This window comes from Janthinobacterium sp. PC23-8 (genome assembly GCF_002250505.1).
Lineage (GTDB): Bacteria > Pseudomonadota > Gammaproteobacteria > Burkholderiales > Burkholderiaceae_D > Janthinobacterium.
In genome coordinates this window covers 38,182-58,112 of the sequence record NZ_NJGY01000001.1, presented here as the reverse complement: position 1 = coordinate 58,112, position 19,931 = coordinate 38,182, and the positions used below count along the sequence as shown (strand labels likewise).

Sequence of the window (19,931 nt, the reverse complement as noted above, 5' to 3'; positions counted from 1 at the left end):
GACCGTCATTACAACGCTTGCATCAGCGATTGCAGCATGGCGTTTTCGGTCGACAGCACTTTCGAGTTGGCCTGGTAGTTGCGCTGCGAGGTCATCAGGCCCACCAGTTCGGTGGTGATGTCGACGTTCGACTGCTCCAGCGAACTGGTCGCCAGCTTGCCGGCCATGCCCACGCCAGGACGCTCGTACAGCGGCGCACCGGAAGCGGTCGAGGCGGTCCAGCTGGTGTTGTCGGCGGCGGTCAATGCGCCTTCGTCGGCGAAGTTGGCCAGGGCGATAGTGCCGACGTTCTTGGTTTCGCCGTTGGTGTATTTCGCCATGATCGAGCCGTCCGCGGCCAGTTCCACGCCGGTGTAGGTGCCCGAGGCATAGCCATCGGGTTTGTTGGTCGAGGTGGTGTTTTCACCCGAGGACAGGGTGGTGTCGGAGTAATTGAGGTTGAACGCCAGCGGTGCCGCGCCCGAGCCGGTGAGCGGATCGCCCATCTTGACCGGATTGAACGTCGGTTTCCAGTCTGGTCCTGCAACGGCCGGTAGCGTCGGTACATTGTTTGGCGTGACGCCGTTGACGGTCGCCAGTTGGCCGTCAAGGCCAAACACCAGCTTGCTTACCATTACCTTGGGTGGCGTCGCCAATGGCTGCTCCATCACCGGTTTGTCGTCGAGCGTATATTGCACGTCCAAGGTGCTCGGGCCGGTTTTCACGAAATACTGGCTCAAGGTGTGCTTGGCGCCCAGCGAGTCATACAGCACCGATACTTTTGCGCTGTTGTAGGTCTGGATATCGGTCTTGTCGAACTTGCTGCCATCCTTGATGCTCCATTCGGCCGACAGGTTGGCGGCATAGGCCAGGTTCTCGGTCGCTTGCGCGGCAATCTGGCCGGTCGGGATCTTCATGTCGCCCATCGGGCCCAGGGTGGTCGTGCCTTTGGGCGCCGGCGCATAGCCTTGCACCAGCTTGCCGTTCGAGTCGGTCAGGAAGCCGCTGCTGGCGGCGCTGAAAATGCCGACGCGGCTGTAGCTCAGGGTGTTTTGCGCAGAGCGGCTGACAAAGTAACCGCGGCCGTCGATGGCCGCGTCGAGCGTGCGGCCGGTGTTGAGCACGCCGCCGTTGACGCTCATGCTTTGCGTGGTCGAGCCGATTTCCACGCCCGTGGCGCGGTCGCCGGCGTACATCGACGAAAAGTTGGCGCGGCTGCTGCGAAAGCCATAGGTGCCGGCGTTGGCGATATTGTTACTCGAGGCGGTCAGTTGCTCGTTGATGGCCTGGATGCCGGACAGTGCGATGTCGAAACTCATGGTGAACTTCCTTTAGTGAAGGACAGGATTATTGGGTGAAAAGCAAAAGCGCTGCGGGCCGATCAGGAGGTCTTGCCATTGAAACCGGTGATCGCGCCCGGACTGACTTCACCGAGGTTGGCGACATTGAGGATCATGCTGCCGCTGGACGACAGGCGAACACTGCTCAGTTTGCCCGCGATATCGACCGACGGCTTCTCGCCGCTGCTGGTGGTCACGGCCATCGTGTAGGTGCCTGCCGGCAAGCCCAGCTGTTGCGGATTGATGGTAAAGGCGGCGCTGCCGGCCGCCTTGGCGCCCAGCTCGATCTTGTATTCCTTGTCGGCGGCGTCTTTCAGGGTCAAGGTGGTCTTGCTGCTGTTCGACGACAGGGCGATGCTGCCGCTGACCTTGGCGCTGTCGAGCTGCACCGTGCTGGTGTTGACCATCACTTCCGAGCCTACCTGCGCGCCGAGCGCCAGCACCTGCATGCTTTGCAGCACGCTGGCGTTGGCGCTGGTCAGGGTCGACAGGTTCTGCATCGCTTCGGTCTGCGCCTGCTGCGTCAACTGGTTGATGAACTGGCTGGGATCGGTAGGCGCCAGCGGGTCCTGGTTGCGGATCTGCGCCACCAGCAACTTGGTAAACATGTCTTGCGTGGCATTGTTCTGCGACGCGATCGTGTTGCCGGTGTTGTTGGTGTTGCCGGTGCTGCCCGTGAAAAGGGATGTTTGCATGATTACACTTCACCTAATTTGAGGAGCGCCTGCTGCATCGACTTGATACGGCCCAGAACTTCCACATTGGTTTCAAAGGCGCGCGACGCCGACATCATGTCGGTCATCTCGGCCACCTGGTTGACGTTGGGGTAGAACACCATGCCGTCCGCATCGGCCATCGGGTGGCCCGGTTCGTACAGCTTGCGCAGCGGCTCGTCGCTTTGCACCACGTCGAGCACCTGCACCCGGCCACCGGCCGCGTCGGCGCCGTCCATCACGGCCGCGAACACCGGCTTGCGGGCGCGGTAGGTCTCGGCTTCGGAGCCGGCGACCGACTCGGCGTTGGCCAGATTGCTGGCAATGGTATTCAAGCGCACGGTCTGCGCCGCCATCGCCGAACCGGCGATCTTCGAAATATCCTGGAAGCTCATGCTGTTTATCCTTGTCCGGAAATGGCCTTGGCCAGTCCCTTCAGTTTCATGTTGACGAAACTGAGGCTGGTCTGGAAGTCGCTGGCGTTTTGAGAAAAGGCCGCCTGCTCGACGCCGATCTCGACCGTGTTGCCGTCGCGGCTGGGCTGGTAGGGGACGCGGTACAGGGAGCTGGCGTCGTCGTCGGTCGACAGCATGCCCGCCGCATTGTCCTGCAACTGCTGCATGGCGCTGCCGAAATCCATGTCCATGGCCTGGAAGCCTGGCGTGTTCTCGTTGGCGATATTGGCCGCCAGTACGCGCGTGCGGTCAGCGCGCAGGGCCAGCGCGTCGGCGTGCACGCCGATTGCGTCCTTGAAATTAATCCCCATGGTCATCCTTTGTATTGAAGTCGTTCGTGCTGGCGCGGGTCTGGCTGTCAAAGGCAGGGTGGGCGTAAAATGCCTGCCTGGTCATGTTGACGCATGTTAAGGTCATGCTGCTTCACCATTTTTGATCAGGATTTGTAAATAAAGGTAGCAATGATTCATTTCACTAATTATGTCGCCACATCCACTAAGGCGCGTGCATGTCGTACGCTGCTCCCCGGCCTTTTTTTGCTGACCAGCCTCTATAGTAGTGCAGGACGAGCTGAATTGCCAGCCGACAATATATTTTCAAGGGTGGAGCAACTGGCGCGCGAGCAGTTGGCGCGGCAGGCTGCCACTGCAGGACTGCTGGAACCGCTGTTCGACGTCGCTGTTGTAAAAACCACACGTGTCATTCCCGCCTGCCCGGTTCGGGTGACGGTCGAGGCGCAGGACAGCCGCTCGCTGCAGCGCATGCGCTTTCTCGCCGCCTGTCCCGGTGCCGACGGCTGGCGCTATGAAATGCTGGTGCGCGCCACCGTCACGGCCAAGGTGGCGGTCACCAGCGTACCGGTGTTGGCCAACACGCCGTTGCAGGCGCGCGACGTGGAGCTGGCGCGGCGCGACGTGACGCTGGTGCCCGACAGCATCGCCACCCTGTCGGACGTGACAGGGCTGTCGAGCCGGCGCAGCCTGCGCGCCGGCGAAGTGTTGCGCCAAGGACAACTGGCTTCGCCGGTGCTGGTCAAGCGCGGCGCCTCGGTCAATATTGTTGCGCAAAAAGAACAGGTACGCGTCAGCATGGACGGCGTGGCAATGGATCCGGGCGCGCAAGGCGAGGTGATCCGCGTGCGCAACGCTTCCAGCGGCACGGTGATCCGTGCGCGCGTGATCGACGAGGGCGTGGTGGAGCCGGCGAACTGAGGCGCAAATTTTACTCTGCGGCCGCAGCGGCGCTGCGCTGCAGTCGCGTGGCCAGCTGGCCCAGCTTGGCCGCGTAATGGGGATCGGTGGCGTAGCCGCCACGCGCCAGCCCCTGCGCAAAGGCATGCGCGTCGCTGCCGGCGTTCAGGGCGGCGCGGTAGCGCGGATTGTCGAGCAGCACCTGGGTATAGTCGCGAAAGGCGCTGGCCTGGTCCGGATAGCTGCGGAAACGCTCGGTTTTCTTCAGCGCCGCGCCGCTGTCGCCGACATATTCGGTGGTCAAGGCCTGGGCCACTTCGCCCTGCCATTTGGCGCCAGCCTTGATGCCGAACAGATTATTGGTGTCGGTCGTGCCCTGGCGCAGCGGGCGCTGGCCCCAGCCCGATTCCAGCGCCGCATGGGCAGCTACAATTTCCGGTGCCACGCCCAGGCGCGCGCCCGCTTCCTCGGTCCATGGCTTGATCGAGGATAAAAACTGCTGCTGTACTTCGCCCAGCTCGCCGCCCTGGTCGATCGCGCCCAGCACATTGGCCGGCGCGCTGTTGGCCGACCAGGCCCGGCCTTCGGTACCCGGCATGCTGGCGTTGCCGCCGCCATGTTCGATAAAGCTCGCCACTTCTCCCTGCACCTGCTGGAACACGCTGCTGAAGCTGGCGGTGGAGGCGGTGGGGCCGGTCGCGCGCATATTGCTTTGCACGCCAGCCGTCGGGCTGGCAGCGCTCGTTGCGGTCGTGGCACGGGCATTGCTTGCGAAAAAATCAGCCTGGCGCATAGGTATGTTCCTCGCCGTGCAGCACGCGCTGCATGGTCGTGTATTGTTCGGTTAACAGCTGACTGTTGCGGGTGTTCAGGCGCTTGCATTTGAGCACCATCTGCTCCAGTTCATCCCACTGGGCGCTGGCCTCGGCGCGCGTGTCATCGGGCAGCGAGGCAAACAGCTGTGCCATCGCGGCCTTGGGGCCGAGCAGGGCGGTGACCAGGCTCACGCGCTGGCGCCGGCGACCATCAAGCAGATCGACGGCGGCGACCACCTGTTCGGCCAACACCTGCAAGTGGCCGGTCTGGTGGCGCAGGGTTGCCTGGAATTGCTCTTCCAATAATGCCAGCAGTTCAATATAGCCCCGGCGGTCATCGGCCATGCCTTGCAGCACACGTTGCATGGCTTGCTGGCGCGTGATGCCTTTGCGTGGCGCGTTCATGCGTCGCTGCCGTGGAAGCGCTGGATCAGGCCGGCTATTTTCGACGGGTCGAACGGCAGTTCACCCTTGGCCAGCGCGTCGCGCAGCATGGCCACCCGTTCGTGATCGATGTCGGGCATGGCGCGCAGCGCCGTGATGGCCGGCTGCAGCACGGCCGATTGCAGTTCGGCACCCGCCGACGAGCCAGCGCCGGCGGCCACGGCGCCAGCGTTCTCGGCGACCGCTTCGGTCGGCGCCACGGCAGTGCCGGGCACGGCGGCGCCAGTGTTAGCAGAAGAGATTTTCATGCGTTGCCCCTTGCCTTTAATTTGCATTGTCGGCCCGTTCTTTCTTCGCTGGCATGCCCAGCTTGTCACGCAAGCGTTGCAGTGTTGCTGAATCGGGCGCGCCCACTTCGATATCCTTGCCTTGCTGCCCCTGGCCGGTCATGCCGAACATGGAGGCGATGCTGTCGGCCTGGCCGCGCGTCAATATTAACAGTTCGATGCGGCGGTTGATGCCGGCGCTGGCGTTTTTCGTGTCCAGCGGCGCGCGGTCGGCCATGCCCACCACCTGCAGCACGCTTGCCGGGTTCATGCTGCCCGACAGCAGTTGCGCACGCGCCGACATGGCACGGTTGGCCGACAGGGTCCAGTTGGAATAGCCTTCATAGCCGGTGTTGGCGTACTGCAGCGAATCGGTATGGCCGACAATCAGCATCTGGTTTTCCATCTGTGCGAAGACCGGTCCCATTTCACGCAGCAGCTTGCGGAAGCGGTCGGTGGGCACGGCGCTGCCGCGCACAAACATGCCTTGCTTGTCGGTATCATGCAGCATGACGCGCAAGCCGTGCGGCGTCACCACCGATTGCAAGTTGCTCTTCAAGCCGGCCTCGTCGCTGAGTTTGTCGAGCGCGCGCGACAGCGCCAGCAGGTCTTCCGGCGTCTGGTAGCTCATCTTGGGCTTGGCCTCGGCCTCGGCCTTGGCCTTGGCCTGATCGGGTTTGCCGTCTTTCTGTTGCGCGCCCTCGGTGCGCGTGTCGCCCATGCCGTCACGCGGCATCGGGAATCGGTCGATCAGGCTGCCGCGCGGTCCGCCTTTCTGTTCCGGCATGACGCCTTGTCCTTCGCCCTGGCGGCTGCCCGCCAGCGCATCCATCATGATTTCCTTCATCGCCTGCTGTTCGCGCGCGGCCATCAGCCACAGCACCAGGAACAGCGACAGCAAGGCCAGGCAGAAGTCGGCGAACGCCACCTTCCAGGCGCCGCCGTGAGCATCGTCATCATGCTTGCGTCCGGCGCGCTTGATGATGGCCTGATCATGTTTCTCATGCGGTTTTAGCACGGCGGCCTCCCCGGCCTTGGCCCTGCTCAGCTTCTGCTCCGCCGCTCTCGAGCGCATTGATCCAGCTTTCCAGCTGGGCAAAGCTCGGCTTGATATTGAGTTGCACCAGGCGCCGGCCCGAGTCGATCGCCAGCAGCGGCGGCTTGCCCGCGACGTGGGTCACCAGCACGACTTTCACGCATTCCATGGTCGAGCCTTCTTCACTGACCAACTGCTTCATCATGTTGCACATCGGATCGAGCACGCCGTAGCAAAAGAAGATGCCGATAAAGGTGCCGACCATGGCGGCGCCTACTTTTTCCGAAATTTCGGCCGCGTCGGCGCCATCGGCCACCGAATTCATGGCCATCACGATGCCGAGCACGGCGGCCAGAATGCCGAAGCCGGGCATCGCTTCGGCGATCTTGTGCAAGGATTTGGATGGCTGCAGCAACTCATCGTGGATCGCTTCGAGTTCCTGTTCCAGCACGCCTTCGAGTTCATGTGCGTTGATCTTGCCCATCGCCATCAGGCGGAAGTTATCGACGATAAAAGCCAGCAATTTCGGCTCTTCCAGCACCAGCGGATAGCGCTGGAACAAGGGGCTTTCACGCGGGGCTTCGACGTGCGCGTCGAGCGCCTTGAGGCCGCCGGCTGCCGTTTGCAGCAATTCATACATCAACAGCAGCAACTGGCGCTGGAATTCCGAGCCTTGCTTCTTGTGCGTGACGACCTTGCGCATCTGGTGCAGCATTTCGCCGAGCACATGCTTGGGATTGCCCAGTACCAGAGCGCCGACGGCGGCGCCGATAATGATGATCAACTCGACCGGCTGCCAGATCGCATGGACGGTGCCGCCCATCAGGGCAAAGCCTCCGAATACACATCCCATCACGATTAAGATACCGATAATTACCATGTCAACTGCCTTTCTGCGTGTGCTGCATCAATTTATGGGTGGAGCTTGTTCTTACCTATCCTGCAGCATGGCTTTCATTTTCCCCAAGGCCATCTTGTTCAACTGGCAGACCCGCGCGTCGCTCAGGTCCAGCACGACGGCGATTTCCTTGTAGCTCAGTTCGAACTCGTAATACATCTGCACCACGCGCTGCTCGCGTTCATCGAGCGCGCGCAAGGCCTGCTCCAGGCTGCGCCGCACCATCAATTGCTCTTCCGGGCTCGGTGCGCTGTCAGCCTGGCCCAGGCTTTCCTGCAAAATATCGTCGAAGCTGGCGATCAGTTCGGCGTTTTCCGCCAACTGGTATTGCTGGTACGCTTCCGGCGTCAGCTTTAGCGCCGCCATGATTTCCGCTTCCTGCGGTTCACGGCCCAGGCGCCGGGTCAGCGCGCGCACGCTGTCGCGCAGGCGGTGGCTTTCCTGGCGCACTGCGCGCGGGCGCCAGTCCTGGCGCCGCAGCTCGTCGAGTATGGCGCCGCGGATGCGCAGGCTGGCGTAGCTGCCAAAGGACTGATCCGGCACGCCGTAGCGGCGCAGCGCTTCGAGCAGGCCCATCAGGCCAATCTGCTCCATGTCGTCGCGGTCGATGGCGCCCGACACCTGCGAATTGAGCTGGCGCACGATGCGCTTGACCAACGGCGCATACGCGACCAGGTGACGCTGTTCTTCCGCCACGCCGAGCGCGGTCGCGCCGGCGGCGGCATATTCGCTGGCGCCGTAAGCTTCCTGATATTGCTCCGCATAGGCCACGGTATCTCCCATCAGTGAAACTGGCCTGCTGGTGTCGGCTTATTCAATGATCAGCTTGCCTACCATGACTTCGCTGAACGGTTTTTCCATCTGCTCGCGCTCATAGCTGAGATTGAAAGCCTTGTTGATCTCCGCGGCATATTGCTCCACCGTCATCGCTTGCGCCTTGTCCGTCGAAAAACTGGACAGGGTGCTGACGGCGATCGAGCGCATCAGCGGCAAATGCGCTTTCGCCGTCTTTTCATTTTCTTCCGTGGTGGAGATCACCAGGTCGGCCGACAGGTAATGGGTATCGGTTTCACCGGGGCCGTGGCGCAGCATCACGATGACCTTGTCGAGCGTGACGAATTTGCGCGCCTTCTTGCCCGTTGCCGGCGGCGGCGGCGCTTTGGCGTCGGCCACTTCGGCGTGGCCGGCAACCGGTTTGGCCAGGTACCACATGGCGCCGCCTGCCGCACCGGCGGCCAGCAGGGCCACCAGCAGGAAGCCGCCGATCAGTTTTACTTTGGTATTCATCAGTTGTATTCCCGCTCATGCATGGCAAAGGTGGTGCCATATGGCGTGCCGGCCGGCGTGTCGTCAGACAGCGCGCGTCCAGGCTCGGCGTCATCCTGCTGGCGTGCCGGCTGACGCTGGCCACGGGCGTCGCCCTCGGCAAACGCTTGTGCGGCCGGGCTGCGCGGCGTGGCGCTGATGGTGACAGCCACCTCGGTGTACTGGCGCTGGGCCAGGTCATTGCGCATGTTCTCGCCAATGCTCTGTAACTGGCGCAACACTTCCGTGTTCGAGGCGGACAGGTTCACTTGCAAGCTGCCGGCTGTGTGGCGGATGGCAATGTCGATACGGCCCAGCATCGGCGGATCGAGGCGGATTACCGCGTATTCGCTGTTGCGGCTGATCTGCGTTTGCAGGCGCTCGCCCAGCGCTTCGCGCAGCGGTTCCTGCCATTGCTGGGCTGTACCGTTGAGTTTGATGATATCGCCGCCCTGCGCCGGCAGCGTGCCGGCCGTGGCCGCCGCTGTCAGGCCCAGGTTGGCGGCGGGCGCTGCCGCCGGGTTGCTGGCGGCGCCGTTGCGTTCCGCGTCCAGGCCGCCGACATTGCCGGCAATCGTGACGGGTGCGCCCGGGGTGGTGGACTTGAGCGGCGTGCCTGGCGCGTCGGGCAACCCGGCTTGCTGGCGAACGGCCGGCCGCACATCCACGGCGCTGTCGCTCGCCGCCGCAGGGGTGGCAGGAACGCCTGGCGCCACGGCGGCAACAGGCAGGCCTGTCACGGTGGTGGTGGTGGTGGCCGGTTCGGAGGTCGTCGCCTTGCCGTCGGGTGTGGCAGCCCGGGCGGGTGCTGCACCGGGCAGCACGGGCGCCATGGCCGGCATCGCGGCGGCCATGCCCGGCGTCACCGGCGCCATGGCCGGTGTTGCTGGCGCGCTGGTCACTGCGACTGTGCCGGTATCGCCGGGAACGTTCGCCGCTGGCTTGACGCCGGGCGCGTAGGCGGCAACCGCAGCCGGCATGCCGATGGTCGGAATGAATGCTGCGGCAAGCGCCGGCGCCACGGTATTCGTGGCGGCCGCTGGTGCGGGCATCGCTGCCGTCAGTGGCTCGCCCGGTTGAGGAATCGGTACCAGGGCTCCCAGTTGCGCATTGAACTGCATGGTTGCTGGCCGCACGGTCAGTCGCACGGTGGCAGGCGCCGTCAGGTCGTCGGGGGCACCCGCCATGGCGACGCGCGGCGCAGGGGGGGCATTGGTGCTTGGCGCCGGCGTGACGGGGGAGGTGATGGCAGACACTGCCGCAACCGGCGCTGCCGCAGCAGGTACTGCTGACGCAGGCAATGCAGCAACAGGCGTTGTGGCAACAGGCGCTGCTGAAGCGGGCAATGCAACAACAGGTGCTGCGGCAACAGGGGCTGCTGAAGCGGGCAATGCAGCAACAGGTGCTGCGGCAACAGGCGCTGCTGAAGCCGGCACTGCCGCAACAGGCGCTGCCGCAGCAGGCACTGCTGACGCAGGCAATGCAGCAACAGGTGATGCTGAAGGAAACGATGCAGCCACAGGTGCTGCTGAAGCAGGCCATGCGGTAACAGGCGCAGCGGCAGGCGTCCATGTGGTAGCAGGTGTCGTCGCGGCAGCAGCGGCGGCACTGAACGCAGTGGCGGCAACAGGCGCGCTGCCGGCCATCGTCGCGGCAACCGGTGCGGCTGCAGTTTCGCTGTTGATCAAGGTCGTCGTGACCGGTGCGGTAGCCGAGCCGGCTGGAACGCTGGCGGCGCGCGTTGCCGCCAGCGCGTTGCCGCCTGTGCCGTCGCGCTGCGCTGGTGGCGTTGGCGGCGTCGTCATCGCCGGCGCTGGCAGCCATGGCGCCGCCATCGATGGCAACGGTGTTTGCGGCGCAACCGCTGGCACGCCATCGGCTGGCGGCTGGTCTGGCTGGTCGGTCTCGTCCGACTTCGGCGCAGTGCTGGCGACCGGTTCGCTGGCCTGCACGGCGACGCCCATGGCGTCGGCAAACAGCCCCCTGGCAGGGGGGGGCGCGACGCCGGGCAGCGCGGGCGGCACGGCAACTTGCGCCGTGTCCACAGCGGCGCCAGCGCCAACAGTACTGCCGATCAAGGGCGTGCCGGCGGCGCTCACCGCAGTCGTCGCGCCAAACAAGTCGGCAGCATTAAAAGTCGTCGCCTTGAAATTGAAGTTGATATTCATGCTTGATTCCCATCTTGATACATGGCGCCTTCCAGCGCGTAGGCGACCCAGCCCTCCTGCCTGGAATGGAGATCGCCCAGTTGCAGACCGAGCCTGTGCTTTTCATCGGAGCACAATTGAAACGCGCGCGCATGCGCCGCGCGCAGCGTGCGCAGCGCCTCCTGTTCGTTCGCGTCCAGGCCACCCTGTGCGGACAGCACAGCGAGCTGGCGCGCCAGACGGCGCTCCAGCACATCGAGCGTGTCCCAATCGTGCTTGCCGGCGGCGGCCTGCAGCTCGCGCGCCAACTGCAGCAGCACGGCACTGTTATCCATGCTTGGCCTGGACGCCCAGCCAGCCTTGCTTGATGGTGCCCAGCAAGGTGGTCACTTCGTCGATCAGCGCCGGGTCCAGGTTGACACCGGCCAGGTACAGGCGGCCGGTGCAATATTCATACAGACGGCCAAGGTTGACCACGACTTCGCCACCCTGTTCGAAATCGAGCGAACTCGACAAGCCGTTGATGATTTCCGTGCATTTGTTCAGGCTGATTGCCTTTTGTTCGTAGCGCTTGCCGACGATATGTCCACGCGCGCGCGCCAGTTCCTCCAGCAAGCCGTCGGTGAGCAGCAATACCAGCTCGACTGGCGTGGCGCGCGAGGTCTGCGCATCCAGGTTGACGGCATGGTAATCACTGTAGGCATCGTGGTTCATCATTTTCTTTCACTTTAAAATGCTGAGACTGGCAACGGGCGCCAGCCTTTATTTGGACTTGTCGTTGCCAAACAGGGCATCGAATATGCCGGTCGTTTGCGACATGCGCGCTTGCAGGTCCTGCAATTTCGTAAACTGTGCCTTGTAGCGGTTGTACATGGTGGTGTAGTCGGTTTCGAACTTGGCCTGGCGCTCGTCGAGTGTTTTTTGCAGCTTGGCGACCGAGGTTTCGCGCTGCGCCAGCTGGCCATTGGTCGAGGTCCACGTATCGACAAATTTGTCGAGCTTGCCGGCGATGCCGCTTGGTGCACCGCCCGAATTGTTGCCTATGGCTTTGTCGAGACCGGTAGGATTGGCTTTCACCGCCGCATCGAGCTTGGCGGTGTCCAGAGCCAGGCTGCCGTTGCGCTGCGCCGTGATGCCAAAGGTGGCCAGTGCGCCGGTGGCCGTTTCACGCAAGGCACGCACCATCTGGTCGCGCAACACGCGCACGCCGCTGTCGGTGGCAAAGGTGCCGGCCGCCTTGCCCGAGGCCGGATCGCCCGGGTCGGTCAGGCCGTCGAGCACGCTCTTGAGCTTGTTGTAGGCCGTGACAAAGCTTTGTGCGTTGGTCGCCGTTGCCGACGAGTCGAGCGCCACCGTCAGGGTGATGGGCGCGTCGCCGCTGGCCTGTGCCTTGGTAAAGGTCATTTTCACGCCGTCGATATTGCTGAAGGTATTCGACGACTGCTTGACGCGGTTGCTCGTATCGTTGGGGTCCGCCGGTTTGCCGCCAACCCAGACGACGGCGTCCTGGGCCTGCACCACTTGATTGGGCGCCGCCGCCAGACTGGTTTTCAGGGCGCCATCGGCCATCGCGCTGGTGTCGAGCGACAGGGCGCCTTCTTCGCCACTGACGTTCGACGTCAGCACCAGCTGGGCGATGCCGCCGATGGTGATCACCGAGGCTGTCACGCGCGAATTATTCTTCGGTTCGGCATTGATGGCTGCGGCGATTTCCTTGGCCGACAAGGTCGGGTCGGCGTCCGTGTTGGCCTTGCTCAGGTCCACCGTGAAATCGCTGTTGTTGGCCAGCTTGATCTTCAGGTTGCCGTCGCCGCTGGCCGGCACCGCACTGCCGCCGATGGCGCCGAGTGAAATCTGGTTGCTGGTGGCCACCTTTTCCACGAACAGCGAATACGTGCCGCCGGCAGCCGTTGCGCTGGCGGTGGCGCTGCCGAACGTGGTATTGCTGAAGGTGGCGCTCTGCGCGGCGATGGTCTTGCTGCCGGTCAGCGCCAGCAGACTGGAGGTGAAGGTGGTCAGCGCCATCTTCATGCTCGTCAGGCCGGCCGAGGTGGCTGTTGCCGCCTTGGTTTGCGCCGTGATGCGCGCCTGCAGGCTGGCCGTGTATTTGTCGGTCAGCGCCTGTGCCGAAGCGGTCGGATCGTAGGTGTTGGAAGCGGTGGTGGTGAGGGCCATGTCAGACTCCTAAATAATTAGCATGCAGGATATACGTAATGACAAGGCGACCAAATTTCGGCGTTTCTGAAATTATTTCTGCAAAACATCATTTTACCTGCCCGCGGAACCAGAATTGCGTCGCCAGTTCATCCTGTCGCTTGGCATCGATCCGCTGTTGTTCAGTTGCAACGGTGCGCTGCTTTTGCGTCAACACCTGATCGAGCACTTCGCGCTTGGCCCAGGCCGCATTGAGGGCGCGCTGCGATACCGCCATATTGGCCTCGTGCAGATGCAGGTCGGTACGGTGCTGCTGCGCCACCTCCATCACCGACTGTTTGAAATTGCCGCAATTGACCGACAGCGCCAGGTGCAGCGCGCCACTGGGGCCGCTGTCGGTGTACAGGCTGGTCAGGCGTTCCAGGTTTTTCTGGTAACGGTCGCGCACGGCCGTCTGCGCCGCCATTTCGGTTTGCAGGCGTTCCACTTCGGTGCTGCGCAGGCCGACCAGGGTGGTCAGGTTGCGGATGGTGTGCGAGTTGCTCATCAGGGCGCCTATGACATGATCTGTTCAAGTTGGGTAATGCAAGGCCCCATCGGTGCTTCTTCCTTGGTGCCCTGGCACAAAAATGCTTCGATCTGCGGATGCAGTTGCACCGCGCGGTCGGTGATCGGGTCGGCGCCGGGCACATAGGCGCCCAGCGGGATCAGGTCGCGCACGCGCGCATGGCGCGCCATGGCCGCCTTCAGGCTGCGCGCCGCCTGCATGTGGGCCGGTGCGATCACTTGCGCCATGCAGCGGCTGATCGAGGCGGCCACGTCGATGGCCGGGTAGTGGCCCCGTTCGGCCAGTTCGCGCGTGAGCACGATATGGCCGTCGAGAATCGCGCGCGCCGTGTCGACCACCGGGTCCTGCTGGTCGTCGCCTTCGGCCAGCACGGTGTAGATGGCGCTCATGCTGCCGTCCTGGTGCGCGCCGTTGCCGGCGCTTTCGACCAGTTGCGGCAGGTTCGAAAACACCGATGGCGGGTAGCCGCGGGTAGCCGGCGGCTCGCCCAGCGCCAGCGCCACTTCGCGCAGCGCCATCGCGTAGCGCGTGAGCGAGTCGACCAGCAGCAGCACATGCTGGCCCTGGTCGCGGAAATGGGCGGCGATCGAATGGCACAGTTCGGTGGCCATGATGCGCATCAGCGGCGATTCGTCGGCCGGCGCGATCACCAGCACGGCTTTTTTCAAGCCTTCCTCGCCGAGCGACTTTTCGACGAATTCGCGCACCTCGCGGCCGCGTTCGCCGATCAGTCCGACCACCACCACGTCGGCCACGGTCTGGCGCGTGATCAGGCCCAGCAGTACGCTCTTGCCGACGCCCGAGCCGGCCATCAGCCCCACGCGCTGCCCCTTGCCCAGGGTCAGCATGCTGTTGATGGCGCGCACGCCGACGTCGAGCGGCTCGATCACCGGTTGCTTTTTCAGGGGATTGATCTTCGGTGGCGAGACGTCGAGGATATGCTCGCCGCCAAGGCGGCCCAGGTCATCGATCGGCTCGCCCAGGCCATTGATCATGCGGCCCAGCCAGGACGGCCCGATCTGCAGGCTGGCCTTGTCGGGCAGCGGCAGCACGCGCGCGCCGGTAGTCAGGCCAGCGGCCTTCTTGAACGGCATCAGATAGGAGACTTTTTCGCGAAAGCCGACCACTTGCGCGTCGAGCCATTCGCCGCTGACAGTTTCGATCTGGCAGCGTTGTCCCGTGTGCAGCTTGCAGCCGGCGCTTTCGAGCAGCAGGCCGGAAGCGCCCACCAGACGGCCGGTGGGCGTGGCCACCGGAATGTCGCCCATCTCGAAACTGCGCAGCGTGTCGGCTATCATGCAGGCGCGCCCTGGTCGGCGTGTTCGGCGGCCAGCGCCAGGTGGCTGCTGACCTGGTCCATGCAGGCGGCCAGGCGCTGATGGCAGCCGGCGTCGACTTCATTGTCGCCGGCCTTGATGCGGCATTCGCCGGCGTCGAGCCTGGCGTCGGCGATCAGGTTCCAGCGCTTGGCGCGCTTCGGATCGAGTTCGCTGATGCGCTTCAATTCTTCGGGGTTCAGATAGACGTCGATTTCCTCGCGCGTCGGCGGCATCGAGGCCAGCGTTTCGTCGACCAGCGCCAGCAATTGCACCGGCTGCAGCGCCAGTTCGGCGCGGATCACCTGGCGCGCCACCTTGGCCACCAGGTCGACCACTTCCTTGCGCTGGGCGGCGCGGTAGTCGGCGCGCACTTTCTTCAGGTCGCGCAAAATCGCGTCGACCGGGCGCGCCAGCTTGTCGAGCGCGACCAGGGTTTCATTGCGGCCTTCTTCGCGGCCCTGGACCACGCCGTCGTTGCGGCCGGAATCATAGCCGTCCTGCTGGCCGCGCACCAGGCCCACTTCATAGCCGTCGCGCTGGCCCTGCTCGAAGCCTTCCGAAACGGACGCCTGCCACTGGCCGTCGGTGTCGTCGGAGCTGGCGCGCTGGCCGGCGGCGATGAATTGCGACAGCGGCGGGAAACGGTAGGTGCGGAAAGGTTTCATTCGATCACCGCCTCGGCAAACAGCTGCACTTCGATTTCGCCGGCGTCGGCCAGCCCCTTGACGGTGGCCATGATCTCCTGGCGCGTCTGTTCGATGCGCGACATCGGCACCGGGCCGGAGCGGCGCATCATGTCCTCGAAGCTTTGCGCCTGGCGGCGCGGCATGGTTTTGAGCACCGCATCGCGGATCGCCGGTTCGGCGCCCTTGAGGGCGATGGCCCACTGTTCCATCGGCACGTCTTCCAGGATGCGCGTGAGGGTGACATCGCTTTGCGTGGACAGGATCAGGAAATCGTACATGCTCAGCTCGATCTCCGACACCACCGCCGGATCGTGGGCGCGCAGCAGTTCGACCAGCGCGGCGCGGTTGCCCGGCATGCGGTTGAGAATCTCGGCGGCCTGGCGTATGCCTTCCACGCTGGTGCTTTGCGTGTCGAGCGCGCCCAGGCAGCGACCCACCAGTTCATCGAGCTCGACCAGCAGATCGCGGTCGATTTCGTCCAGGCGCGCCAGGTTCAGCAGCACCAGGTCGCGCCCTTCGACCGGCAGCGCTTCGAGGATCTGGCCGGCCAGCGCCGGCGGCAGGAAGGCCAGGAACACGGCCTGCATCTGCACGTGTTCGTTGACGATGTATTCGGCCAGCCACTTTGGCGAAGCCCATTGCAGGCGCGCCATTTTCGGCCGGATCGCATCGCCATAAATATTGTTCAGCACACTGTTGGCGATATCGCTGCCCAGCGCCATGTCGAGCGAACGCTTGAGGTAACTGCGCGAGGCGCCATGCACGCCGCTTTGCTGGCGGTAGTCGTCAAAAAAAGTCTGCATGGCGGTCTTGACCGCTTCGACCTTGATGCCGCTCATGCGTGACATCACCTGCGTCACTTCCAGCAGTTCTTCGCGCGACAGGCAGCGCAGCACCGCCGCAGCCTGTTCTTCGCCTATGCTCAGCAACACGATGGCTGCCTGCTCCACCGGCGTCAGGCTGGCGTTCTCGTCGTCCTGCTCGTCAGGGAGATTATTGTTGTTGAATTCGGCCATTTTTCTGCATCCATTGTTTGACGACTTCGGCGACACGTTCCGGTTCTTTTTCGGCCAGTACTTTCAAATGGTCGACCATCACGTCGACCGCCGAACCAGGCGGTGGCAGGTTGTAGTTCTCCAGCAGCGGCACCACTGGCATCTCGCCGCCGGTGGCGCTCGCCACGCCTTCGAGCTTTGGTGCGCCCGCCGCAGCGCCGAGCGCCGGGATGGCCGCCGCAGCGCCGCTCGCGCCGGTGGCGCCAGCGGCCACGCCGTTGCCGGCCAGGGCCATGGCCGGATCGAGTGTTTTCAGTTCCGGCGGCGCCAGGCGGGTGGTCAGCAGGCGCATCAGCGGACGCAGCACCAGGAAGTAGCCGAGCACGGCGCCCAGGGCATACAGCAGCCAGCTGCTGAAGTCGACCACCGTATCGCGCTCTTCCCACCACTGCGCCACTGGCTGTCTGGCAGGGAAGGGCAGGGCGGTCAGGCTCAGGCTGTCACCGCGCTGGGCGTTGATGCCCAGGCCGCTGCGCAGCATTTTTTCGATATTGGCCAGTTCGGCCGGCCTCCAGCCGGTCTTGGCGTCGGGTGCGGCGGCGCTGTTGAGCACCACGGCCACGCTGAGTTTTTCCAGGCGGCCACGGCTGCGCTTGATCTGCGTGATGCTGCGGTCATACGCATACTGGCGCGTGGTGGCGTTCTTGCGGGCGGTGCCGTCTTCGGGTTTCGGTGCGCCGTCGGCACCGGCTGCAGCGCCCGTCGGGCCGGGCACGGCGGCGGCCGGCGGGCGGTTCGACAGGCTGCCCGGAATGCCGGCCACGTTGCGGTTGCGTTCCTGCTCTTCGCGCATCGCTTCGCTGGTCACTTTTGGCGCTTCGCCGTATTTTTCCAGCGTTTCCTCGACCCGGTCATTGTCGACCGCAGCCGTCACGCTGAGCTTGAAATTGTCTTCGCCGAGAACCGGGCCCAGCAAGCCTGTGATATTGCGGCGGATCTCATCCTGATAGCGTTTGGCGCCCTCATTGCCGGCCGCCGAGGCATCGAAGCCGTCGGCCAGGTCGATATGCGAGGACAGCAGGTTGCCGCTCTGGTCGACCAGGCTCACGCGTGTTGGCGCCAGGCTGGCCACGCTGCCGGCCACCATGTTGATCACGGCGGCGATCTGTTCCGGCGCCAGGGTACGGCCCGGTTTCACGGCCACCACGATCGAGGCCGACGATTTGTCGCCATCGCTGGCGACAAACGAGGTGGACTTGGCGATCGACAGGTGCACGCGTGCCGATGCGATCGCATCCATGGTCATGATACTTTGCGCCAGCTCGCCTTCCAGGCCGCGGCGAAAGCGCACGTCCTGCACGAATTGCGACACGCCCAGCGGATCGTTCTTGTCCATCAGTTCCAGGCCGGCCGGCAACTGCGCCGTCACGCCTTTCGAGGCCAGCAGCATGCGCACCTTGCCCAGCATGGCGTCGAGCACCAGTACCTGGCCGCTGTCCGGGTGCAGGCGGTAGGGGATGTGTTCGGCGTCCAGGGTGGCCATCATGTCGGTGACGGCCACTTTTTCGCGCGCGCCGAACACCGGCTTGTAATTGGCCTGGTCGCGCCAGAAATACATCATCACCATGGCGGTGATGCCGATGGCCAGCACAACGATGGGGACGAGATTTTTCAGCAGGGCGGGCGGAATGGCGGGCTGGGCGCCAGCGCGCCAGCGCGCAAAGGCGGACTTCATGGGGGTAATCACTTGGAATGACTTTCGCGTGGAGGCTGGGCGTGAGGGTAAGCGTAGTGCAAGAGTGACAGTAAGTATGGACTAACTACAGTGGCAATTTGATCAGTTCGTCGACGGCGCCCATGACCTTGTTGCGCACTTGCATCAACATGGAAAAGGACAGGCTCGCTTCCTGGCTGGCCAGCATGGCGCCGACCAGATCGTCGCTCTTGCCGCTGTCGACGTCGCTCATCTTCTGCGCCGCCGCGCGGTCCTCGGTGTTGACCTTGCCGAAGGCGTCCTGCATGCTTTGCGCAAACGAAAAGCCCGATGGTTCCTGCGCGCCAAAGCTGGCGGCCGGCGCGATGCTGGTGCCCAGCGCGCGCGCATCGTTGCTTAATGCCGCCAGGTCGGCCTTGATAAAACCTGCGAGTTCATTGCTCATCTTGTCCTCTTTTCAAATGCGGTGCGGAATCAAACAGAATTACTGGTGTTGCCATCTTGCCCGGTCCGATGTCGCCGAACCCATCAGTTTTATCAGTTGCCACGCCACGCCAAATGCGAGAACGAGTTTCAAGCAAACCCTCACTGTCGTATGCAATATGTCTGCATGGCCATGGCAATAATATTCAAGCGATAAAAGTTTCTTGCGACGTCAATCTCTAATCAAATCAACCATCAGCAAAACTGAAATCAGGAAAGTGGAATGGCCTGCTGCAAAGCGATATTTTATGGTCGCAAGCTTACCTCGCAGCAACTATAAAGTAAAGGACGGATTGTCCCTGATAATATTGACTCGTGGCAATATGCGGTAATTTACTGTATTCTCCAGCACCGGGGAGAGCCAGGATAATGCGAAGGGCGTGCTGGATTGCCGGCGCACTCTGCAGCGTCATTGCAAGTTGTGGCTTTTTTGTGCCGATTTTGCCGGCGACGGCCAAATCAAATGGCCTGTCCGCGGCATATTGGTCATATGCAAGTTCAGGCGATCCCGTATAATTTGTTCTGCCATCGCAACACCGACTTGACCCACATGATAACTACCAAGACAGATCAAACTTTGCGCCATCAAGTCCTCGATTCCTGTCTGCTTGGGCGTCCTGTCCACTTGTTGCACGTCTTTGGCGCCCAGTTGCGCGACGACCTGACAAGCGGATTGCGCCTGCCGATGAGCCGCCGCTATTGGGGAAATTTCCAGATCGACGACGTCAGTCTGTCGCGCGTGGACAACGAAGACAATCAAAACCGCTGGCTTGCCTTTGCCTCGCCGGCAGGCCAGGCCGGCTTTTCGCTGGACCGCAAGATCTTGCTGCAGGTGCTGAACTACCGCTATGGCAGCGCCGGCGCGAAAAGCGTGCCGGTCGACCCGGCGCTGGTGCGCGTGACGGCCACCGAAGAACGCTTGTCTGTGGTGCTGGGACAACAATTGATCGCCAGCCTGTTTTCGCGCATCCACAAGAACTTGCTGGCGGTCGGCAAATCGAGCAGCATCGATCCGGAAGCGGCGCTGGTGCTGCAGCCTGGCGTGCGGCCGGCGCGCTCCAGCTGGATCGTCAGCGTCAGCGTCAGTGATGTCGAAGCGGGGCTGTCCGGACAAATCTGGTTTTCGCTCGACAAGCCATTGATGGCCGATGTGCTGCGCGGCCTGCTGCCCGAACGGGCGCAGGCGAAAAAGGCGCTGCGCAGCGTGCGGCCACTCGCTTCGCGTTTGCAAGTGACGCTGGAAGGTCGCCTGGTCAGCAAACAGGTGCAACTGGGCGCCCTGTTCGACCTGCGGGTGGGCGATGTGATCCCGGTCAGCCTCAGCCGAACCGATGTCATGCTCGACGATTCGCGCCTGTTTACGGCCGCCGTGTCCGAACACAAGGGCAAGCTCTGTTTAACCTCATTTGAAGATGTCGAATAAT

24 protein-coding genes are annotated in these 19,931 nt (G+C 63.4%); 3 read left to right on the top strand and 21 right to left on the bottom strand.

The annotated features are described in order from the left end of the window. Positions 1 to 8 precede the first annotated feature (8 nt). From CD932_RS00275 to flgB, 4 genes are all read right to left on the bottom strand, one after another. The gene (locus CD932_RS00275; RefSeq protein WP_094440887.1) at positions 9 to 1,298 is read right to left on the bottom strand and encodes a flagellar hook protein FlgE; all 1,290 of its coding nucleotides are present in this window, start codon (positions 1,296 to 1,298) and stop codon (positions 9 to 11) included. A 62-nt stretch (positions 1,299 to 1,360) separates the two neighbouring features. Continuing rightward, positions 1,361 to 2,014, bottom strand: coding sequence for a flagellar hook capping FlgD N-terminal domain-containing protein (locus CD932_RS00270; RefSeq protein ID WP_094440886.1), 654 nt, complete (start codon positions 2,012 to 2,014; stop codon positions 1,361 to 1,363). Between the two features lie 2 nt (positions 2,015 to 2,016). Next, positions 2,017 to 2,427 (bottom strand): flagellar basal body rod protein FlgC, encoded by a 411-nt coding sequence (gene flgC, locus CD932_RS00265; RefSeq protein WP_094440885.1) that lies wholly within the window; start codon positions 2,425 to 2,427, stop codon positions 2,017 to 2,019. Positions 2,428 to 2,432: 5 nt separating this feature from the next. Further along, the gene (gene flgB, locus CD932_RS00260) at positions 2,433 to 2,798 is read right to left on the bottom strand and encodes a flagellar basal body rod protein FlgB (protein WP_094443361.1); all 366 of its coding nucleotides are present in this window, start codon (positions 2,796 to 2,798) and stop codon (positions 2,433 to 2,435) included. Between the two features lie 264 nt (positions 2,799 to 3,062). Between flgB and flgA the strand changes: the two genes are divergently transcribed. Then, positions 3,063 to 3,698 (top strand): flagellar basal body P-ring formation chaperone FlgA, encoded by a 636-nt coding sequence (gene flgA, locus CD932_RS00255; protein ID WP_094440884.1) that lies wholly within the window; start codon positions 3,063 to 3,065, stop codon positions 3,696 to 3,698. Positions 3,699 to 3,708: 10 nt separating this feature from the next. Here flgA and CD932_RS00250 read toward each other — a convergent pair whose 3' ends face one another. From CD932_RS00250 to CD932_RS28620, 8 genes are all read right to left on the bottom strand, one after another. Continuing rightward, on the bottom strand, positions 3,709 to 4,383 hold the full coding sequence (locus CD932_RS00250; protein ID WP_254926408.1) for a glycoside hydrolase family 73 protein: 675 nt from the start codon (positions 4,381 to 4,383) through the stop codon (positions 3,709 to 3,711). 73 nt (positions 4,384 to 4,456) lie between these two features. Beyond that, the gene (gene flgN, locus CD932_RS00245; protein ID WP_094440882.1) at positions 4,457 to 4,897 is read right to left on the bottom strand and encodes a flagellar export chaperone FlgN; all 441 of its coding nucleotides are present in this window, start codon (positions 4,895 to 4,897) and stop codon (positions 4,457 to 4,459) included. Further along, complete coding sequence (gene flgM / locus CD932_RS00240; RefSeq protein ID WP_094440881.1) at positions 4,894 to 5,184, bottom strand: flagellar biosynthesis anti-sigma factor FlgM; 291 nt, start codon at positions 5,182 to 5,184, stop codon at positions 4,894 to 4,896. Before flgM ends, flgN begins: the two co-directional genes overlap by 4 nt. A gap of 16 nt (positions 5,185 to 5,200) precedes the next feature. Further along, positions 5,201 to 6,220, bottom strand: a complete 1,020-nt coding sequence (locus CD932_RS00235; RefSeq protein ID WP_254926407.1) for a flagellar motor protein MotB — start codon at positions 6,218 to 6,220, stop codon at positions 5,201 to 5,203. Next, positions 6,204 to 7,118, bottom strand: coding sequence for a flagellar motor stator protein MotA (gene motA, locus CD932_RS00230; protein WP_094443360.1), 915 nt, complete (start codon positions 7,116 to 7,118; stop codon positions 6,204 to 6,206). The genes CD932_RS00235 and motA overlap by 17 nt, the downstream gene beginning before the upstream one ends. Positions 7,119 to 7,169: 51 nt before the next feature. Further along, the gene (locus tag CD932_RS00225) at positions 7,170 to 7,919 is read right to left on the bottom strand and encodes a FliA/WhiG family RNA polymerase sigma factor (protein WP_254926406.1); all 750 of its coding nucleotides are present in this window, start codon (positions 7,917 to 7,919) and stop codon (positions 7,170 to 7,172) included. Between the two features lie 27 nt (positions 7,920 to 7,946). After that, positions 7,947 to 8,423, bottom strand: coding sequence for a flagellar basal body-associated FliL family protein (locus CD932_RS00220; protein WP_094440879.1), 477 nt, complete (start codon positions 8,421 to 8,423; stop codon positions 7,947 to 7,949). Next, positions 8,423 to 9,697: a flagellar hook-length control protein FliK gene (locus CD932_RS28620; RefSeq protein WP_176460826.1), complete on the bottom strand. Its 1,275-nt coding sequence runs from the start codon at positions 9,695 to 9,697 to the stop codon at positions 8,423 to 8,425. Before CD932_RS28620 ends, CD932_RS00220 begins: the two co-directional genes overlap by 1 nt. Before the next feature lie 44 nt (positions 9,698 to 9,741). Here CD932_RS28620 and CD932_RS28615 point away from each other — a divergent pair, with 44 nt between their 5' ends. Then, positions 9,742 to 9,990 (top strand): hypothetical protein, encoded by a 249-nt coding sequence (locus CD932_RS28615; RefSeq protein WP_176460825.1) that lies wholly within the window; start codon positions 9,742 to 9,744, stop codon positions 9,988 to 9,990. 615 nt (positions 9,991 to 10,605) lie between these two features. On the opposite strand, the gene CD932_RS00210 is transcribed toward CD932_RS28615, so the two are convergent. From CD932_RS00210 to CD932_RS00170, 9 genes are all read right to left on the bottom strand, one after another. Then, positions 10,606 to 10,923, bottom strand: a complete 318-nt coding sequence (locus CD932_RS00210; RefSeq protein WP_094440877.1) for a hypothetical protein — start codon at positions 10,921 to 10,923, stop codon at positions 10,606 to 10,608. Then, a complete protein-coding gene (gene fliS, locus CD932_RS00205; protein ID WP_094440876.1) occupies positions 10,916 to 11,305 on the bottom strand; it encodes a flagellar export chaperone FliS in 390 nt (129 codons plus the stop codon). The genes CD932_RS00210 and fliS overlap by 8 nt, the downstream gene beginning before the upstream one ends. A gap of 45 nt (positions 11,306 to 11,350) precedes the next feature. Next, positions 11,351 to 12,763, bottom strand: coding sequence for a flagellar filament capping protein FliD (gene fliD / locus CD932_RS00200; RefSeq protein WP_094440875.1), 1,413 nt, complete (start codon positions 12,761 to 12,763; stop codon positions 11,351 to 11,353). Between the two features lie 88 nt (positions 12,764 to 12,851). After that, positions 12,852 to 13,289, bottom strand: coding sequence for a flagellar export protein FliJ (locus CD932_RS00195; RefSeq protein ID WP_094440874.1), 438 nt, complete (start codon positions 13,287 to 13,289; stop codon positions 12,852 to 12,854). 8 nt (positions 13,290 to 13,297) lie between these two features. Then, a complete protein-coding gene (gene fliI / locus CD932_RS00190) occupies positions 13,298 to 14,608 on the bottom strand; it encodes a flagellar protein export ATPase FliI (protein ID WP_094440873.1) in 1,311 nt (436 codons plus the stop codon). Next, on the bottom strand, positions 14,605 to 15,294 hold the full coding sequence (gene fliH / locus CD932_RS00185; RefSeq protein WP_094440872.1) for a flagellar assembly protein FliH: 690 nt from the start codon (positions 15,292 to 15,294) through the stop codon (positions 14,605 to 14,607). Before fliH ends, fliI begins: the two co-directional genes overlap by 4 nt. Then, complete coding sequence (locus tag CD932_RS00180) at positions 15,291 to 16,331, bottom strand: flagellar motor switch protein FliG (RefSeq protein ID WP_094440871.1); 1,041 nt, start codon at positions 16,329 to 16,331, stop codon at positions 15,291 to 15,293. The genes fliH and CD932_RS00180 overlap by 4 nt, the downstream gene beginning before the upstream one ends. Beyond that, entirely contained in the window at positions 16,309 to 18,045 is a 1,737-nt protein-coding gene (gene fliF / locus CD932_RS00175) for a flagellar basal-body MS-ring/collar protein FliF (protein ID WP_094440870.1), read from the bottom strand. Before fliF ends, CD932_RS00180 begins: the two co-directional genes overlap by 23 nt. Positions 18,046 to 18,130: 85 nt before the next feature. Then, a complete protein-coding gene (locus CD932_RS00170; protein ID WP_094440869.1) occupies positions 18,131 to 18,469 on the bottom strand; it encodes a flagellar hook-basal body complex protein FliE in 339 nt (112 codons plus the stop codon). 663 nt (positions 18,470 to 19,132) lie between these two features. On the opposite strand from CD932_RS00170, the gene CD932_RS00165 reads away from it, so the two are divergent. Beyond that, a complete protein-coding gene (locus CD932_RS00165; RefSeq protein WP_094440868.1) occupies positions 19,133 to 19,930 on the top strand; it encodes a FliM/FliN family flagellar motor switch protein in 798 nt (265 codons plus the stop codon). Position 19,931: the final 1 nt, after the last annotated feature.

Excerpts from the sequence above, each read along its gene's own strand:
- motA (WP_094443360.1), bottom strand. The coding sequence starts at position 7,118 with ATGGTAATTATCGGTATCTTAATCGTGATGGGATGTGTATTCGGAGGC.
- flgN (WP_094440882.1), bottom strand. The coding sequence starts at position 4,897 with ATGAACGCGCCACGCAAAGGCATCACGCGCCAGCAAGCCATGCAACGT.
- CD932_RS00195 (WP_094440874.1), bottom strand. The coding sequence starts at position 13,289 with ATGAGCAACTCGCACACCATCCGCAACCTGACCACCCTGGTCGGCCTG.
- CD932_RS00225 (WP_254926406.1), bottom strand. The coding sequence starts at position 7,919 with ATGGGAGATACCGTGGCCTATGCGGAGCAATATCAGGAAGCTTACGGC.
- CD932_RS00270 (WP_094440886.1), bottom strand. The coding sequence starts at position 2,014 with ATGCAAACATCCCTTTTCACGGGCAGCACCGGCAACACCAACAACACC.
- CD932_RS00210 (WP_094440877.1), bottom strand. The coding sequence starts at position 10,923 with ATGGATAACAGTGCCGTGCTGCTGCAGTTGGCGCGCGAGCTGCAGGCC.
- fliD (WP_094440875.1), bottom strand. The coding sequence starts at position 12,763 with ATGGCCCTCACCACCACCGCTTCCAACACCTACGATCCGACCGCTTCG.
- CD932_RS00250 (WP_254926408.1), bottom strand. The coding sequence starts at position 4,383 with ATGCGCGCGACCGGCCCCACCGCCTCCACCGCCAGCTTCAGCAGCGTG.
- flgB (WP_094443361.1), bottom strand. The coding sequence starts at position 2,798 with ATGGGGATTAATTTCAAGGACGCAATCGGCGTGCACGCCGACGCGCTG.
- CD932_RS28615 (WP_176460825.1), top strand. The coding sequence starts at position 9,742 with ATGCAGCAACAGGCGTTGTGGCAACAGGCGCTGCTGAAGCGGGCAATG.
- flgC (WP_094440885.1), bottom strand. The coding sequence starts at position 2,427 with ATGAGCTTCCAGGATATTTCGAAGATCGCCGGTTCGGCGATGGCGGCG.
- CD932_RS00220 (WP_094440879.1), bottom strand. The coding sequence starts at position 8,423 with ATGAATACCAAAGTAAAACTGATCGGCGGCTTCCTGCTGGTGGCCCTG.
- fliH (WP_094440872.1), bottom strand. The coding sequence starts at position 15,294 with ATGAAACCTTTCCGCACCTACCGTTTCCCGCCGCTGTCGCAATTCATC.
- CD932_RS00275 (WP_094440887.1), bottom strand. The coding sequence starts at position 1,298 with ATGAGTTTCGACATCGCACTGTCCGGCATCCAGGCCATCAACGAGCAA.
- fliI (WP_094440873.1), bottom strand. The coding sequence starts at position 14,608 with ATGATAGCCGACACGCTGCGCAGTTTCGAGATGGGCGACATTCCGGTG.
- fliF (WP_094440870.1), bottom strand. The coding sequence starts at position 18,045 with ATGAAGTCCGCCTTTGCGCGCTGGCGCGCTGGCGCCCAGCCCGCCATT.
- CD932_RS00170 (WP_094440869.1), bottom strand. The coding sequence starts at position 18,469 with ATGAGCAATGAACTCGCAGGTTTTATCAAGGCCGACCTGGCGGCATTA.
- flgM (WP_094440881.1), bottom strand. The coding sequence starts at position 5,184 with ATGAAAATCTCTTCTGCTAACACTGGCGCCGCCGTGCCCGGCACTGCC.
- CD932_RS00180 (WP_094440871.1), bottom strand. The coding sequence starts at position 16,331 with ATGGCCGAATTCAACAACAATAATCTCCCTGACGAGCAGGACGACGAG.
- fliS (WP_094440876.1), bottom strand. The coding sequence starts at position 11,305 with ATGATGAACCACGATGCCTACAGTGATTACCATGCCGTCAACCTGGAT.